The following is a 15154-nucleotide window of genomic DNA, read 5'->3' on the forward strand; positions in this document are numbered from 1 at the left end:
GCTCGCTTTCAAGAGCCTGTCGCAAATACATATCGTGACCGTTCTCTTGCTGTGCGTCTTGTGTGGAATTGCGCCGGTACCGACGTTACTTGCGACCGCTGAACCGGTAGGATCGTGATCCCGACCAATGACAGCGCGGGAAAGGGCTTTCCCGGCGTCTTGCCCGCCTTGGAGGAGAAATGAGCGGCTTCGACATTTTCGCGATCGTTCTGGTGTTGCTCGTCATCGTCACGCTGGTCGCCGGCGTGAAGACGGTGCCGCAGGGCTATGACTGGACCATCGAGCGGTTCGGCAAATACACCCAGACGCTGAGCCCCGGGCTCAACCTGATCGTGCCCTATTTCGATCGCGTCGGGCGCAAGATCAACATGATGGAGCAGGTGATCGACATCCCCGAGCAGGAGGTGATCACCAAGGACAACGCCACCGTGACGGTGGACGGCGTCGCCTTCTTCCAGGTGTTCGATGCGGCCAAGGCGAGCTACGAGGTCGCCAACCTGAACCAGGCGATCACCGTGCTCACAATGACCAACATCCGCTCGGTGATGGGCTCGATGGACCTCGACCAGGTGCTGTCGCACCGCGACGAGATCAACGAGCGCCTGCTCCGCGTGGTCGATGCCGCGGTCTCGCCTTGGGGCGTCAAGGTCAACCGCATCGAGATCAAGGACATCGTGCCGCCCGCTGACCTCGTCGAAGCCATGGGCCGGCAGATGAAGGCCGAGCGCGTCAAGCGCGCCGACATTCTCGCCGCCGAAGGCCAGCGCCAGTCCGAGATCCTGCGCGCCGAGGGCGCCAAGCAGGGCCAGATCCTCCAGGCCGAAGGCCGCCGCGAGGCCGCCTTCCGCGACGCCGAGGCGCGCGAGCGTCTCGCCGAGGCCGAAGCCAAGGCGACCCAAGTGGTGTCGGAAGCCATCTCCAAGGGCGACGTCGCCGCGTTGAACTATTTCATCGCCGACAAATATATCAAGGCGTTCGGCCAGTTCGCGGATGCGCCGAACCAGAAGATCATCATGCTGCCGGTGGAAGCCGTGAGCATGCTTGGCTCGCTCGCCGGTATCGGCGAGATCGCCAAGGCGACGTTCGGCGAGAGTGCCGCAGCCGCTGCCGCGCGCCGCGGCGGATCGGTCCCGTCTTCGGGCCCGACCCCGCCCGCAGTGCCGCCGCAGTAACGGGGTATTTTACAGAGGTCGTGTCATGACCGACATGTTCGTATCGCTGGGCAACTGGAATTGGCTGATTTTCGGCTTCATCCTGATGGCGCTGGAGGTGCTGGCGCCGGGCATCTTCCTGTTCTGGCTCGGGCTGGCTGCGCTGCTGGTCGGCCTGATCTCGTTCGCGGCTGCCATCTCCTGGCAGATCCAGCTCGTGATGTTCGCGATCTTCGCCGCCGCTGCCGTGCCGGTCTGGCGCCACCTCGCCAAGCCGAAGCCGAATGCGAGCGCCAGCCCGTTCCTCAACAAGCGCACCGAAGCCTTGCTCGGCCGTGAGTTCACGCTGGAGAAGCCGATCATCGACGGCACCGGCACCGTGCGCATCGGCGACACGGTGTGGCGCGTTGCGGGCCCGGATACTCCCGCGGGCACGCGGGTGAAGGTGGTGCAGGTGGACGGCGCGAATTTGACGGTGGCGGCGGCTTAACCGCCGTCATTGCGAGGAGCCCTTGCGACCAAGCAATCCAGACTTGTTCCGCGGAAAGATTCTGGATTGCTTCGCTTCGCTCGCAATGACGAGTTTGTTGAGACGGCGTCGCCGGACTTAGGCGCCGTTCTTGCCGTGCCACCGCTCCGCAAACCTGTGCAGCGGCATGAACGTCTCGCACAATTCCCGGCCCAGCGGCGTCAGTCCGTAACCGCCGCCGTCACCCAGCTCCACGAAGCCCGCCGCGCGCAGCTCGGTCAGCCGGGCCTGCAACACCGTCGGTGAAGCCTCGTCGCAGGCGCTGCGCAGGGCGCGCGAGGTGAGGGGCTCTTCGCGCAACTCCCACAGGATCCGCAAGGCCCAGCGGCGGCCGAGCAGGTCGAGCAGTGCCATGATCGGCCGCCCGGTGCGCGAGCCGCGGACACTGCGTTCTGCTGTTGTCGGCCGTTTCGCCATTGCCGCCCTCTTGCGTATCGCTACGGATAATGTAGCGTATTGCTACGATAAATGTAGCAATGGAAATCGTTCATGTCCCAGGTCTCACCGCGCATCGCCCCGCTCTCGCCGCCTTATCCCCCGGAAATCCAGGCGCAGTTCGACCGCATCATGCGCGGTGCGCCGCCACTGGTGCTGTTCCGGGTGATGGCGGGCCATGGCCGGGCGTGGGACAAGTTTCGCACCGGCGGGCTGCTTGATCCGGGACCGCTCTCGCTGCGCCAGCGCGAGATCGTCATCGACCGCACCTGTGCGCTGAACGGATGCGAATACGAATGGGGCGTGCATGTCGCGATCTTCGCCGGGCCGGCGAAGCTCACCGAAGAGGAGGTGCGTGCAACGGTGCTGGGTGATGCGGCGTCGGCCTGCTGGTCGCCGGCCGAGCGGGCGCTGATCGCAGCCGTGGACGCACTGCATCATCGCGCGACCTTGAGCGACGAGGAGTTCGCCGCGCTGTCGGCGCATTACGACGAGGCGCAGATCCTCGAGATCATGCTGCTGGGCGGCTTCTATCGCACGGTGTCGTATCTGGCGAACGGGCTGCGCTTGCCGCTGGAGAAGAACGCGGCGCGCTTTCCGGCACCGCTCTAGCGGCCGTCATTGCGAGCCACACTCTCGGCCGTCATTCCGGGGCGCGCGAAGCGCGAGCCCGGAATCCATCGGGCAGCGACTTCGGGGTGAAATGGATTCCGGGCTCGCGCCAAGTGGCGCGCCCCGGAATGACGCGTGGAAAGCGTGTGTGCCCGTGCCCTACGCCACGCCCGCGCGCAGCAGATCGTGCAGGTGCACGATCCCCACCACCTTGTTCGCTTCCGTCACCAGCAGCGTGGTGATCTTGCGCGTGTTCAGCACCTCGATCATCTCGGTTGCGAGCATCGAGGGCGGAACGGACTTGGGCTGCTTGGTCATGATCTCGTCGACGGTCACCGTCAAGAGATCGGGCCGCATGTGGCGGCGCAGATCGCCGTCGGTGATGATGCCGACGGCCTCGCCCGCATCGTTGACGATGCAGACGCAGCCGAGCCCCTTGGCCGACATCTCGACCACGGCTTCCGACATCTCGGTGCCGAGTGGCTTGAGCGGAATCTCCGCGCCGGTGCGCATGTAGTCGCGGACGAATTTCAGCATCGCGCCGAGCTTGCCGCCGGGGTGGAAATGCGCGAACTCCAGCGCCGTGAAGCCGCGTCCCTCGAGCAGCGCGATCGCGAGCGCGTCGCCGATCGCGGCCTGCATCAGCGTCGAGGTGGTCGGCGCCAGATTGTGCGGGCAGGCCTCGCGCGCCTTCGGCAGCTCGATCACGAGATCGGCGGCCTGGCCGAGCGAGGACGAAGCGTTCGAGGTCACCGCGATCATGGGGATCGCAAACCGCGCCGAATAGTTCACGAGGTTCTTCATCTCCGGCTGCTCGCCGGACCAGGACAGCGCCATGATGACGTCGTCGGGCGTGATCATGCCGAGGTCGCCATGACCGGCTTCGGCGGCGTGCACGAAGAAGGCGGGCGTGCCGGTCGAGGCCAGGGTCGCCGCGATCTTGCGGCCCATATGGCCCGACTTGCCGAGGCCGGTGACGATGACGCGGCCCTTGGCATTGCGGATCAGCTCGACGGCCTTGGCGAAGGGCTCGCCGAGCGGGCCGCGCAGCGCGGCGGCGAGCGCGTTGATGCCGCCGCTCTCCGTCTCCAGGGTGCGGAGCGCGGATTCGACGCTATCGGGAATGGAGCCGGATGATTGGGTCATCAGCGGTTTCGAGCTCGGCATGATCTGGTCCAGGGAGGGGGGCGTTCGCCCATTGGCGCCTGCTTAGCACGCCCCGGTCAGCGAGGCGACGCGCGCCCCAACGCCCTCAACGGGTCATTAACCATAATTGTTTTAACTCCATTAACGATGGTTCCCGCCAGCCGGCGGGGACGATCGAGAAAGTGTTTGATTTCGTTGGGGTAATTCCATCGTGGGGTCGTCTCCAGGCAGGGGCCGGAGCACTGTCGCGCATTTCCTGCGCGCCGCTTTGCCGTGCCTCGCGCTGACCGCCCTCGGAAGCAGCCCGGCGGCCGCCCAGAGCCTGACGCCCGACCTGTTCAATCCCAACCGTGGCGGCTTTGCCTCGCCCGATACGCTGCCGACCCGCCGCACCGCCGGCGTTCTGCAGGCGCCCTCCGACGCGTTGCCGAAACTGCCCGATCCCAATGCCGACCCGCGCCAGCGCCCGCAGACGCCGGCGAGCTCGCGTGTCGGTCAGGTCCCGACCTATGGCCTGCCCGCCGCCACCGGCGCGAGCGGCTCCGGCTACGATTCGCTCAACCGCAAGCGGCAGCAGCCCAAGCTCTATCCGGGCCAGCCGAAGCCGAAGCGCGCCGCCGGTCCCGGTTCGCCGCCGCCGCCCGCAACGCCGGCCACGACGCTCGGCCCGCCGCGCATCGCGCCGCCGCCGTCTGATACTGCGCACAAGGTGCCGGTGCCGGCGGCGATGGCGGGCAACGCGCCCGGCCAGCCGCTGCGCCGCCGCCTCAAGGCCGATGACGATCCGTTCGGCGCGGTCGGCGATTATGCCGGCAGCTTCCTGATCAAGGGCGGGCTCGAGCTCTCCGCCGGCTACGACAGCAATCCGACGCGCCTCAACAAGCCGGTCGGCTCGCCCGCCTATGTGGTCGCGCCCGATCTGCTCGTGGCGTCCGATTGGGAGCGCCATGCGCTGGTCGCCGATCTGCGCGGCTCGTTCTCGGGCTACACCAACGACATGCCGGCGACGATCAACGGCTTCGCCTCGCCATCGCCGGTCGAGGCCAACCGTCCCGACTTCAACGGCCACGTCGACGGCCGGCTCGACGTCAGCCGCGATCTCAAGCTGACCTCGCAGCTGCGCCTGCGGCTCGCCACCGACAATCCCGGCAGCCCCAACGTGCAGGCCGGCCTGCAGAAATATCCGGTCTACGCCGCCTACGGCACGACGCTCGGCTTCGACCAGACCTTCAACCGCTTCCAGGTCGCCGCCGGCGCCACCATCGATCGCACCGCCTACACCGATTCCAAGCTCACCGATGGCTCGACCTTCAGCAACGACGACCGCAACTTCAACCAGTATGGCGGCGTCGGCCGCTTCTCCTACGACCTCAAGCCCGGCCTGAAACCCTTCGTCGAGGTCCAGGGCGACACCCGCGTCCACGACCAGGCCGCCGACCGCAACGGCTATCTGCGCGATTCGAACGGCGGCTATGCCAAGGTCGGCTCGTCGTTCGAGTTCTCGCGCATCCTCACCGGCGAGATCTCGGTCGGCTATTCCGCACGCAGCTACACCGACCCGCGCCTCAGCCAGCTCTCGGGCTTCCTCACCACGGGCTCGCTGATCTGGAGCGCGAGCGGCCTCACCACGGTGAAGTTCTTCACCGACACGCAGATCTCGGAGACCACGGTCCCCGGCTCCTCCGGCGTCTTGGTGCGCACCTACTCCGCCGAAGTCGACCACGACTTCCGCCGCTGGCTCACCGCGGTCGGCAAGTTCACCTACGGCACGCTCGACTACCAGGGCCAGAACCGCAACGACAAGACCTACTCGCTCGAAAGCAGCCTGATCTACAAGCTCAACCGCAACATCTGGGTGAAGGGCACGCTGCGCCACGACATCCTGGATTCGAGCCAGCCGGGCTCGAGCTCGCAGGGGACCGTGGTGTTGCTGGGGGTGAGGCTGCAGAATTAGAGGGCGGCTTGCTTGCGCGTCTCACGAGACGAAGCAGAAAGGTGCGGCACTCTCCAATCGTCATTCCGGGGCGCGCCCTTGCGCGAACCCGGAATCCATCGAGCCTCAGTGCTTGCGGATGAATGGATTCCGGGCTCGCGCTTCGCACGCCCCGGAATGACCAACCCTAGCGCGGCAGATCCGTCTTCCCCATCAGGAACGTATCGATCGACCTTGCACACAGCCGTCCCTCGCGGATCGCCCAGACGACCAGCGACTGGCCGCGGCGCATGTCGCCGGCGGTGAACACGTTGGGGCGCGAGGTCTGGTAGTCGAGCGTGTTGGCCTTGACATTGCCGCGGGGGTCGAGGTCGACCGCGAGCAGCTTCAACAGGCCCTCGTGCACCGGGTGGACGAAGCCCATTGCGAGCAGGATGAGCTCGGCGTCGAGCTCGAACTCGGTGCCGGGAAGCGGCTTGAACTTGTCGTCGACGCGCACGCAGTGCAGCTTCTTGACTTGGCCGTTCTCGCCCGAGAACTTCTGGGTCAACACGGCGTATTCGCGCACCGCGCCTTCAGCCTGGCTGGACGACGTCCGCATCTTCAGCGGCCAGTTCGGCCAGGTGAGGCCCTTGTTCTCGCGCTCAGGGGGAGCGGGCATGATCTCGAGCTGGGTCACCGAGAGCGCGCCCTGGCGCAGCGAGGTGCCGATGCAGTCGCTTCCGGTGTCGCCGCCGCCGATGACGACGACATGCTTGCCGCCGGCCAAAATCTCCTGGACGCCGCCGAGCGGCTCCTCGGAGACGCGGCGGTTCTGCTGCGGCAGGAAGTCCATGGCGTAGTGGATGCCGGCGAGCTCGCGGCCGGGGATCGGCAGGTCGCGCGGAGCTTCCGCGCCGCCGGTCAGCGCGACCGCGTCGTACTCGTTGAGCAGCTCGCGCGGATCGACATTGCCTTCAGCGCCGACATGGCTGTTGTAGTGGAAGGTGACGCCTTCGGCCTCCATCTGCTTGACGCGGCGGTCGATGACGCCCTTCTCCATCTTGAAGTCGGGGATGCCGTAGCGCAGCAGGCCGCCGGCCTTGGCGTACTTCTCGTAGAGGTGGACGTCGTGGCCGGCGCGCGCCAGCTGCTGCGCGCACGCCATGCCGGCCGGACCCGAGCCGATCACCGCGACCTTCTTGCCGGTCTTCTCCGCGGCCACTTCAGGCTTGAGCCAGCCATTGTCCCAGGCGCGGTCGACGATCGCGCATTCGATGGTCTTGATGGTGACCGGGTTGTCGTCGATGTTGAGCGTGCAGGACGCTTCGCACGGCGCCGGACAAATGCGGCCCGTGAACTCCGGGAAATTGTTGGTCGAGTGCAGGTTGCGCGAGGCCTCTTCCCAATTGCCCTGGTAGACGAGGTCGTTCCAGTCGGGGATCTGGTTGTTGACCGGGCAGCCCGGCGTGCCCGGCGCGACCGAGCCGGTGCCGTGGCAATAGGGAATGCCGCAGTTCATGCAGCGCGCGGCCTGGTCGCGCACCTCCTTCTCGGAGAGCGGAACGACGAATTCCTTGTAATGCTTCACGCGCTCGGCGACCGGGGTGTACTTGCGGTCGTGCCGTTCGATTTCCAGAAAACCCGTGATCTTGCCCATTAAACCCGAAGTCCCTGCCGCTTAGATTCGTTCTGTTTCTTTGTCGTCGTCGATGCGAGGAGCTCTTGCGACGAAGCAATCCAGTCTGTTTCCGCGGAGAGTTTCTGGATTGCTTCGCTGCGCTCGCAATGACGGGGTGTAACGCCTTACGCCCCGATCGCGATTTTCGGCTCGGCGTCCGCGTTGGCCGCCATTTCGCGCAGCGCGCGCCGGTACTCGACCGGCATCACCTTGCGGAATTTGGGCAGCCAGTCCTTCCAATTGGCGAGGATGTCGGCGGCGCGCTTGGAGCCGGTCGCCTTGGCGTGGCGCGAGATCAAGACGTGCAGCCGCTCGACGTCGGAGGCGAGCAGGTTCTTGAACACGTCGACCCGGCCATGCGCCTCGAGGTCGCCGGAATGGTGATAGGTGCCGGCGTTGATCAGCTCTTCCGACAGCACCGGTTCGAGGTCGACCATCGCCATGTTGCACAGCTTGTCGAAGTCGCCGGCCTCGTCCAGCACATAGGCGATGCCGCCGGACATGCCGGCCGCGAAGTTGCGCCCGGTCTTGCCGAGCACGACCACGATGCCGCCGGTCATGTATTCGCAGCAATGATCGCCCGCGCCCTCGACCACGGCGACCGCGCCCGAGTTACGCACGGCAAAACGCTCGCCGGCGATGCCGCGGAAGTAGCACTCGCCCTCGATCGCGCCGTACATCACGGTGTTGCCGACGATGATGCTCTCTTCCGGCACGATGGCCGAATTCCTCGGCGGCTTGACGATGATCTTGCCGCCCGAGAGGCCCTTGCCGACATAGTCGTTGCCTTCACCTTCGAGCTCGAAAGTGACGCCGTGGGCGAGCCAGGCGCCGAAGGCCTGGCCGGCGGTGCCCTTGAGGCTGACATGGATGGTGTCGTGCGGCAGGCCGGCATGGCCATAGATCTTGGCGACCGCGCCGGACAGCATCGCGCCGGCGGAGCGGTTGGTGCTGTTGATCGCGGCCTCGATCTTCACCGGCGCGCCGCGGTCGAGCGCAGGCGTTGCCTGCTCGATCAGCGAGCGGTCGAGCACCGCCTCCAGATGATGGTTCTGGCGCTCGGAGTGATAGATCTTCTGGCCCTTCTCCTCCTTCTGCTTGACGAACAGCTTGGAGAAATCGAGGCCCTTGGCCTTCCAATGCGCAACCAGCTTGGTCTGGTCGAGCAGCTGAACCTGGCCGACCATCTCGTTGAAGGTGCGGAAGCCGAGGCTCGCCATGATCTCACGGACTTCCTCGGCGACGAAGAAGAAGTAGTTGATCACGTGCTCGGGCTGACCGGTGAAGCGCTTGCGCAGGACGGGGTCCTGGGTCGCGACGCCGACCGGACAGGTGTTGAGGTGGCACTTGCGCATCATGATGCAGCCGGCCGCAATCAGCGGCGCGGTGGCGAAGCCGAACTCGTCGGCACCCAGCAGCGCGCCGATCACGACGTCGCGGCCGGTGCGGAAGCCGCCGTCGACCTGGACCACGATGCGGCTGCGCAGCCGCTCGCGCACCAGGGTCTGGTGGGTTTCGGCGAGCCCGATCTCCCACGGCGATCCCGCGTGCTTGATCGAGGTCAGGGGCGAAGCGCCGGTGCCGCCCTCGAAGCCCGCGATGGTGACATGGTCGGCGCGCGCCTTGGCGACGCCCGCGGCGACCGTGCCGACGCCGATCTCGGAGACGAGCTTGACCGAGACGTCGCCCGTCGGGTTGACGTTCTTGAGGTCGTAGATCAGCTGCGCCAGGTCCTCGATCGAGTAGATGTCGTGATGCGGCGGCGGCGAGATCAGGCCGACACCAGGCGTCGAGTGCCGCACCCTGGCGATGGTCGCGTCGACCTTGTGGCCGGGGAGCTGGCCGCCTTCGCCGGGCTTGGCGCCCTGCGCCATCTTGATCTGCATCATGTCGGAGTTGACGAGATACTCCGTGGTGACGCCGAAGCGGCCCGAGGCGACCTGCTTGATCGCCGAACGCATCGAATCGCCGTTCGGCATCGGCTTGAAGCGGTCGGCTTCCTCGCCGCCTTCGCCGGTGTTCGACTTGCCGCCGATCCGGTTCATGGCGATCGCGAGCGTGGTGTGCGCCTCGCGCGAGATCGAGCCGAAGCTCATCGCACCCGTGGCGAAGCGCTTGACGATGTCCTTGGCCGGCTCGACTTGGTCGAGCGGCACAGGCTTGCGCTTCTCCTCCTCCGCGTTCTTGATCCGGAACAGGCCGCGCAGCGTCAACAGGCGCTCCGACTGCTCGTTCAGGATCTTGGCGAAGGCGCGGTAGCGCTCCTGCGAATTGCCGCGCGCGGCGTGCTGCAGCAGCGACACCGACTCCGCGGTCCATGCATGGTCCTCGCCGCGGCTGCGATAGGCATATTCGCCGCCGACATCGAGCGCGGTCTTGTAGACCTGCGCCTCGCCGAACGCGTCGGCATGGCGGCGCACGGCTTCCTCGGCGATCTCGGCGAGGCCGACGCCTTCGACGCGGGTATGCGTGCCGGCGAAGAACTTCGACACGAAGTCGGCCTTGAGGCCGACGGCGTCGAAGATCTGCGCGCCGCAATAGGACTGGTAGGTCGAGATGCCCATCTTGGACATCACCTTCAAAAGGCCCTTGCCGATCGACTTGATGTAGCGCTTGACGATCTCATAGTCGTCGAGCGAGCCAGGCAGGCGGTCCTTCATCGCAATGATGGTTTCGAACGCGAGGTACGGATTGATCGCTTCGGCGCCGTAGCCGGCGAGGCAGGCGAAGTGATGCACTTCGCGCGGCTCGCCGGATTCGACGACGAGGCCGACCGAGGTGCGCAGTCCGACGCGGATCAAATGATGATGCACGGCGGCGCAGGCCAGCAGTGCCGGGATCGGCACCCGGTCGGAGCCGACCATGCGGTCGGACAGGATGATGATGTTGACGCCCTCGCGCACCGCGCTTTCGGCGCGCGCGCAGAGCTCGTCGAGAACCTGGTCCATGCCGGCCGCGCCGAGTCCGGCGTGGAAGGTGGTGTCCAGTGTGCGCGATTTGAAGTGCGACTCCGCCACGTCCGAGATCGAGCGGATCTTTTCCAGGTCTGCGTCGGTCAGGATCGGCTGGCGCACTTCGAGGCGCTTGGTGGTGGCCATGCCCTGCAGGTCGAACAGGTTCGGCCGCGGCCCGATGATCGAGACGAGGCTCATCACCAGCTCCTCGCGGATCGGGTCGATCGGCGGGTTGGTGACCTGCGCGAAGTTCTGCTTGAAGTAGGTGAACAGCGGCTTGGCCTTGTCCGACAGCGCCGAGATCGGCGTGTCGTTGCCCATCGAGCCCGCGGCTTCCTCGCCGGTGGCCGCCATCGGCGTCATCAGGATGGTGATGTCTTCCTGGCTGTAGCCGAACGCCTGCTGGCGATCGAGCAGCGACAGGTTCGAGCGCACACCGGTCGTCGGCACCTTCGGCAGCTCTTCCAGCACGATCTGGGTCCGCTCCAGCCACTCCTTGTAGGGATGGCTCTTGGCGAGCTCGGCCTTGATCTCGTCGTCCGGGATCAGGCGGCCCTGCTCGAGGTCGACCAGCAGCATCTTGCCGGGCTGCAGGCGCCACTTGGTGATGATCTGGTCCTCGGGGATCGTCAGCACGCCCATCTCGGACGCCATCACGATGCGGTCGTCCTTGGTCACGAGATAACGCGCGGGCCGCAGGCCGTTGCGGTCGAGCGTGGCGCCGATCTGGCGGCCGTCGGTGAAGGCGATCGCGGCGGGGCCGTCCCACGGCTCCATCAGCGCGGCATGATATTCGTAGAAGGCGCGGCGCTTCTCATCCATCAAGGGATTGCCGGCCCACGCCTCCGGAATCATCATCATGACGGCGTGCGGCAGCGAGTAACCGCCCTGCACCAGGAATTCGAGCGCGTTGTCGAAGCAGGCGGTGTCCGACTGGCCTTCGTAAGAGATGGGCCAGAGCCGGTTGATGTCCTTGCCGTAGAGCTCGGAGCTCACCGAGGCTTGGCGCGCCGCCATCCAGTTGACGTTGCCGCGCAGCGTGTTGATCTCACCGTTATGCGCGATCATGCGGTAGGGATGCGCCAGCGACCACGCCGGGAAGGTGTTGGTCGAGAAGCGCTGATGCACCAGCGCCAGCGCGCTCTCGAAATCCTTCTCGTGCAGATCGGGATAGTACTTGCCGAGCTGGTCGGCGAGGAACATGCCCTTGTAGATCACGGTGCGGCAGGACATCGAGCACGGGTAATAGCCGGCGAGGCCGCGGTCGCGGCGCTGGTAGATCGCCTGCGAGATCGACTTGCGCAGGATGTAGAGCCGGCGCTCGAACTCGTCCTCGGTCTTGGCGGTGCCGTTGCGGCCGATGAACACCTGCATGCAGGCGGGCTCGGTCGGCTTCACGGTGACGCCGAGCGAGGAATTGTCGGTCGGCACGTCGCGCCAGCCGAGCAGGGTGAGGCCCTCCTCCTTGATCTGGTCGGCGATGATGCTCTTGATGACGTTGCGCCAGGCGGTGTCGCGCGGCATGAACAGCGCGCCGATGGCGTATTCGCCGGGCTGCGGCAGCGTAAAGCCGAGCTCCCCAGCCTTGCGGCTGAAGAAGGCGTGCGGGATCTGCACCAGAATGCCGGCGCCGTCACCGGCGCGCGGGTCGGCGCCGACGGCGCCGCGATGCTCGAGGTTGCAGAGGATGCTCAGCGCGTCCGAGACGATCTCGTGCGACTTCTTGCCCTTGATGTTGGCGATGAAGCCGACGCCGCAAGAATCCTTCTCCAGGCTCGGATCATACAGGCCTTCGGCTTTGGGGCGCGAATTGTGCTCTTGAATCGGTGAGGTGATCGGATCGGTCGTTTTCGAGGCGACCGTCGCCGACAGCTCTTCTGCCACGATGTTTGCGCGCTCGAATTGCGACCCGTTCATTGTTCCTGTCCTCTCCATGCGGCAAGCTGCCTCACCGCCATCTTCGGCGCACCTTGGGCGTCCCGCGGCACCCGATCCTGGGCCACCGCTCGTCCTCTGCGAGCCGCATTTTCTTAAATTCAGGCCTAGGCGTTCTTCGTCCCCGAGAACGGCTTTGCCTGGTACCTTGCCGGCGCTCGAGAGCACCAGTTCTCGCTGCAATCCCTATGCCGGAACCGCAGGCAAAATGAGACAGTCTTCCTGTCCTAACCATCACCTTGCCAAATTTTTGTCTAGCACACAAGCGCGCGGAAGTCCCGATTCCGCAGAAGTCAATCAATCGCTTTCCAAAAGTTGCGCGGCCCCGGTTTTGAAGCAAACGCGCCCTGATCCGGCCCCGGCGGCGCCGAAATCCCCAATGAAGCTTCGGATCAACCCTTCGGAAGGCGCGCCACGCCGCGAGAAGCGAAAGAGGGCGGCCGCCGGAGGGCCTGACAGGAGCGTCTCGATCATGAAGTTTTTCACAGGATGTGTGGCGGCCGCCGCGCTGGCGCTGGCTGCCGGTGCGGGGCATGCCCAGGTTCCCGCGAGCGGTATCGCCAGAGGGGCCGTCATCGCGGTGTCGGATTTCGACGGGCCCTACGCCCCGCCGGAGGCCGCTCCGCCGCCGCGCTACGGTTACGGCTACGAGGAACGCGGCCCGGCACTGGCCGTGTTGCCGCCGACCGAGGTCTACGCCGTGCTGCGCGAAAACGGCTTCTCGCCGCTCGGCATTCCGCGCCTGCGCGGCAGCGTCTACACCATCGCGGTGATCGACAGAAGCGGCGACGATGGCCGGCTGGTGATCGACGCCCGCGACGGGCGGATCATCCGCTTCATGCCGGCCACTGATGCCTATGGCATGGCGCCCGCCTATGACGACCGCGCGGTCGCGCCGTACGGGCCGCAAACTGCGCTGCCGCCGCCGACCGTGATCCGCAGCGGCCCGCCCCGCCCGCCGGCGTCGATCCCGCATGTGGCAAGCCGCGCCGTGCCGCTGCCCAAGCCCGCCCCGCGGCGCGCCGAGACGCCGGTCGCTGCGAAGCCGGCCGAGCCCGCGGCGCAGCAGGCTCAGGCAGTGCAGGCGCAGGCCCCGCAGCAAGCCGCCGCGGTGCAAGCCAAACCGGCCGAGGCCGCCGCGCCGACGGTCGGTCAGGCAAAGCCTGCACCGACCATCCTGCCGACGCAGGACATGCCGGCCGCGCAGGGGCTGGATTAGGCGTCAGCAAACAGAAAGCGCCCGAGAAACTCTCGGGCGCTTTTGCGTGAAATGACTGCGTGTCAGCTCCGCGGATACCCCGCCGCGTCCAGGATCAGATTCGCCACCTCCTTCGGATGCGACACCAGCGAGAGGTGGCCGGCATCGAGCTCGATCGTGGTGGCGTTGATGCGCTTGGCGAGGAAGCGCTCGAAATCGGGGTTGATGGTGTAGTCGTTCTTCGACACCGCGTACCAGCTCGGCTTCGAGCGCCAGGCCGCCTCCGTGGTGCGGCCGGCGAAGATCGAGGCCGCGGTCGGCCATTGCACGGCGTAGAGCTCCTTGGCCTGCTCCGGCTTCACGCCGTTGGCGAAGTACTTCAGGAAGGCCTCTTCCGAGAGCTTGGTGTAGCCGTCGCGCTCGACGATGCCGGCACGCGCGGGCCCGGTCGGAAACTGCTTCGACAGCGCCACGAAATCCTCGTTCGCATCGGGCGCGCGTGCGGCGACGTAAACGAGGCCGGTGACCTTCGGGTCGGTGCCGACCTGGCTGATCACGGTGCCGCCCCAGGAATGCGCGACCAGCACGGTCGGCCCGTCCTGCTCGGCCAGCGCCCGCTTGGTCGCTTCGACGGAATCCGCGAGCGAGGACAGCGGATTCTGCACGGCCGTCACATGCAGGCCTGCAGCCTGCAGGATCGGGATCACCTCCGACCAGCTCGAGCCGTCGGCCCAGGCGCCGTGCACCAGCACGACGTTCTTCGCCTTCACCGTCTGCGGTGTCTGGGCATGAGCTAGGTTGAGGGGAGCCGCCAAGAGGCTCGCGGCGACGAAAAGGCTGCGCCAGAGTGACATGATCTTTCTCCGTCTTGTTTTGGGGTCGATGCCCAAAGGACGGCGCGCGAGGCCGCAGCGTTACACCTTCACCGTTCTGTGATGCAGTGCAAAAAACGCCCCGGGGCACCGGGGCGTTTTCGCAACCTGGAAGTCGTTTGGGGTGGTCGCCTGGTTAGGCGGCCTGCGCTGCCGAGTTCTCGATCACCTGCGCCTTTGCGCCGGCGTTGATCGCGATCTGGCGCGGCTTCTTGGCCTCGGGAATCTCGCGGACGAGGTCGACGTGAAGCAGCCCGTTCTCGAGCGAGGCGTCCTTCACCTGCACGAAGTCGGCAAGCTGGAAGGCGCGCTCGAAGGCACGCGCGGCGATGCCGCGGTAGAGCACTTCGGATTTCGAGTTCTCGTTCGCGACCTTCTCGCCCTTGATCGTCAGCGTGTTTTCCTTCGCCACGATGGAGAGCTCATCCTTGGCAAAGCCGGAGACCGCAACGGTGATGCGGTAGGCATTCTCGCCGGTGCGCTCGATGTTGTAGGGGGGATAACCGGGGCTGCCGTCGGAGCTGGCCTGATCGAGCAGGTTGAAGAGACGGTCGAAGCCGACGGTGGAACGATAGAACGGAGTGAGATCGTAGCTACGCATGGTCAAGTCCTCCATTGAGCGACTGTTGGTAACCCGCCCGCCAATCGGGCCGGGCTTTAGTCTGTGTGCAGCCTGATGTTCCGGTTCCGAAACACTGGTAGCGGCCTGCACGAAGGTGATATGGGTGG

12 protein-coding genes are annotated in these 15154 nt (G+C 66.1%); 5 read left to right on the top strand and 7 right to left on the bottom strand.

Annotated features, from left to right (window positions below; genetic code table 11):
• The first annotated feature begins 179 nt into the window (after window positions 1–179).
• Window positions 180–1172 (top strand): SPFH domain-containing protein, encoded by a 993-nt coding sequence (locus XI05_RS32985; protein WP_271509705.1) that lies wholly within the window; start codon window positions 180–182, stop codon window positions 1170–1172.
• Between the two features lie 25 nt (window positions 1173–1197).
• A complete protein-coding gene (locus XI05_RS32990) occupies window positions 1198–1641 on the top strand; it encodes an NfeD family protein (protein ID WP_271509708.1) in 444 nt (147 codons plus the stop codon).
• A 117-nt stretch (window positions 1642–1758) separates the two neighbouring features.
• On the opposite strand, the gene XI05_RS32995 is transcribed toward XI05_RS32990, so the two are convergent.
• The gene (locus XI05_RS32995; RefSeq protein ID WP_442869342.1) at window positions 1759–2034 is read right to left on the bottom strand and encodes a winged helix-turn-helix transcriptional regulator; all 276 of its coding nucleotides are present in this window, start codon (window positions 2032–2034) and stop codon (window positions 1759–1761) included.
• 135 nt (window positions 2035–2169) lie between these two features.
• Here XI05_RS32995 and XI05_RS33000 point away from each other — a divergent pair, with 135 nt between their 5' ends.
• A complete protein-coding gene (locus XI05_RS33000; protein WP_271509714.1) occupies window positions 2170–2727 on the top strand; it encodes a carboxymuconolactone decarboxylase family protein in 558 nt (185 codons plus the stop codon).
• A 159-nt stretch (window positions 2728–2886) separates the two neighbouring features.
• Here XI05_RS33000 and XI05_RS33005 read toward each other — a convergent pair whose 3' ends face one another.
• The gene (locus XI05_RS33005; protein WP_271509717.1) at window positions 2887–3894 is read right to left on the bottom strand and encodes a KpsF/GutQ family sugar-phosphate isomerase; all 1008 of its coding nucleotides are present in this window, start codon (window positions 3892–3894) and stop codon (window positions 2887–2889) included.
• 190 nt (window positions 3895–4084) lie between these two features.
• Here XI05_RS33005 and XI05_RS33010 point away from each other — a divergent pair, with 190 nt between their 5' ends.
• Entirely contained in the window at window positions 4085–5827 is a 1743-nt protein-coding gene (locus XI05_RS33010; protein ID WP_271509720.1) for an outer membrane beta-barrel protein, read from the top strand.
• A gap of 166 nt (window positions 5828–5993) precedes the next feature.
• Here XI05_RS33010 and XI05_RS33015 read toward each other — a convergent pair whose 3' ends face one another.
• From XI05_RS33015 to XI05_RS33025, 3 genes are all read right to left on the bottom strand, one after another.
• The gene (locus tag XI05_RS33015) at window positions 5994–7445 is read right to left on the bottom strand and encodes a glutamate synthase subunit beta (protein ID WP_271509723.1); all 1452 of its coding nucleotides are present in this window, start codon (window positions 7443–7445) and stop codon (window positions 5994–5996) included.
• Between the two features lie 146 nt (window positions 7446–7591).
• Window positions 7592–12337 carry a glutamate synthase large subunit gene (gene gltB / locus XI05_RS33020; protein ID WP_271509726.1) on the bottom strand — a complete coding sequence of 1582 codons (4746 nt, stop codon included), beginning with the start codon at window positions 12335–12337 and terminating at the stop codon, window positions 7592–7594.
• A 315-nt stretch (window positions 12338–12652) separates the two neighbouring features.
• Window positions 12653–12829 carry a hypothetical protein gene (locus XI05_RS33025; RefSeq protein WP_212254087.1) on the bottom strand — a complete coding sequence of 59 codons (177 nt, stop codon included), beginning with the start codon at window positions 12827–12829 and terminating at the stop codon, window positions 12653–12655.
• On the opposite strand from XI05_RS33025, the gene XI05_RS33030 reads away from it, so the two are divergent.
• On the top strand, window positions 12828–13574 hold the full coding sequence (locus XI05_RS33030) for a hypothetical protein (protein WP_271509729.1): 747 nt from the start codon (window positions 12828–12830) through the stop codon (window positions 13572–13574). The two genes, XI05_RS33025 and XI05_RS33030, sit on opposite strands and share 2 nt — an antisense overlap.
• Before the next feature lie 62 nt (window positions 13575–13636).
• On the opposite strand, the gene XI05_RS33035 is transcribed toward XI05_RS33030, so the two are convergent.
• Both XI05_RS33035 and XI05_RS33040 read right to left on the bottom strand, forming a co-directional pair.
• A complete protein-coding gene (locus tag XI05_RS33035) occupies window positions 13637–14407 on the bottom strand; it encodes an alpha/beta fold hydrolase (protein ID WP_271509733.1) in 771 nt (256 codons plus the stop codon).
• A 154-nt stretch (window positions 14408–14561) separates the two neighbouring features.
• Window positions 14562–15026 carry an Hsp20 family protein gene (locus XI05_RS33040; RefSeq protein WP_035997846.1) on the bottom strand — a complete coding sequence of 155 codons (465 nt, stop codon included), beginning with the start codon at window positions 15024–15026 and terminating at the stop codon, window positions 14562–14564.
• Window positions 15027–15154: the final 128 nt, after the last annotated feature.

It is taken from the genome of Bradyrhizobium sp. CCBAU 11357 (assembly GCF_028128865.1).
Taxonomy (GTDB): domain Bacteria; phylum Pseudomonadota; class Alphaproteobacteria; order Rhizobiales; family Xanthobacteraceae; genus Bradyrhizobium.

Coding starts and splice junctions, on each gene's coding strand:
- XI05_RS32990 (WP_271509708.1), top strand. CDS start 1,198: ATGACCGACATGTTCGTATCGCTGGGCAACTGGAATTGGCTGATTTTC.
- XI05_RS33000 (WP_271509714.1), top strand. CDS start 2,170: ATGTCCCAGGTCTCACCGCGCATCGCCCCGCTCTCGCCGCCTTATCCC.
- XI05_RS33015 (WP_271509723.1), bottom strand. CDS start 7,445: ATGGGCAAGATCACGGGTTTTCTGGAAATCGAACGGCACGACCGCAAG.
- XI05_RS33005 (WP_271509717.1), bottom strand. CDS start 3,894: ATGCCGAGCTCGAAACCGCTGATGACCCAATCATCCGGCTCCATTCCC.
- XI05_RS32985 (WP_271509705.1), top strand. CDS start 180: ATGAGCGGCTTCGACATTTTCGCGATCGTTCTGGTGTTGCTCGTCATC.
- XI05_RS33040 (WP_035997846.1), bottom strand. CDS start 15,026: ATGCGTAGCTACGATCTCACTCCGTTCTATCGTTCCACCGTCGGCTTC.
- XI05_RS32995 (WP_442869342.1), bottom strand. CDS start 2,034: ATGGCACTGCTCGACCTGCTCGGCCGCCGCTGGGCCTTGCGGATCCTG.
- XI05_RS33035 (WP_271509733.1), bottom strand. CDS start 14,407: ATGTCACTCTGGCGCAGCCTTTTCGTCGCCGCGAGCCTCTTGGCGGCT.
- XI05_RS33030 (WP_271509729.1), top strand. CDS start 12,828: ATGAAGTTTTTCACAGGATGTGTGGCGGCCGCCGCGCTGGCGCTGGCT.
- XI05_RS33025 (WP_212254087.1), bottom strand. CDS start 12,829: ATGATCGAGACGCTCCTGTCAGGCCCTCCGGCGGCCGCCCTCTTTCGC.
- gltB (WP_271509726.1), bottom strand. CDS start 12,337: ATGAACGGGTCGCAATTCGAGCGCGCAAACATCGTGGCAGAAGAGCTG.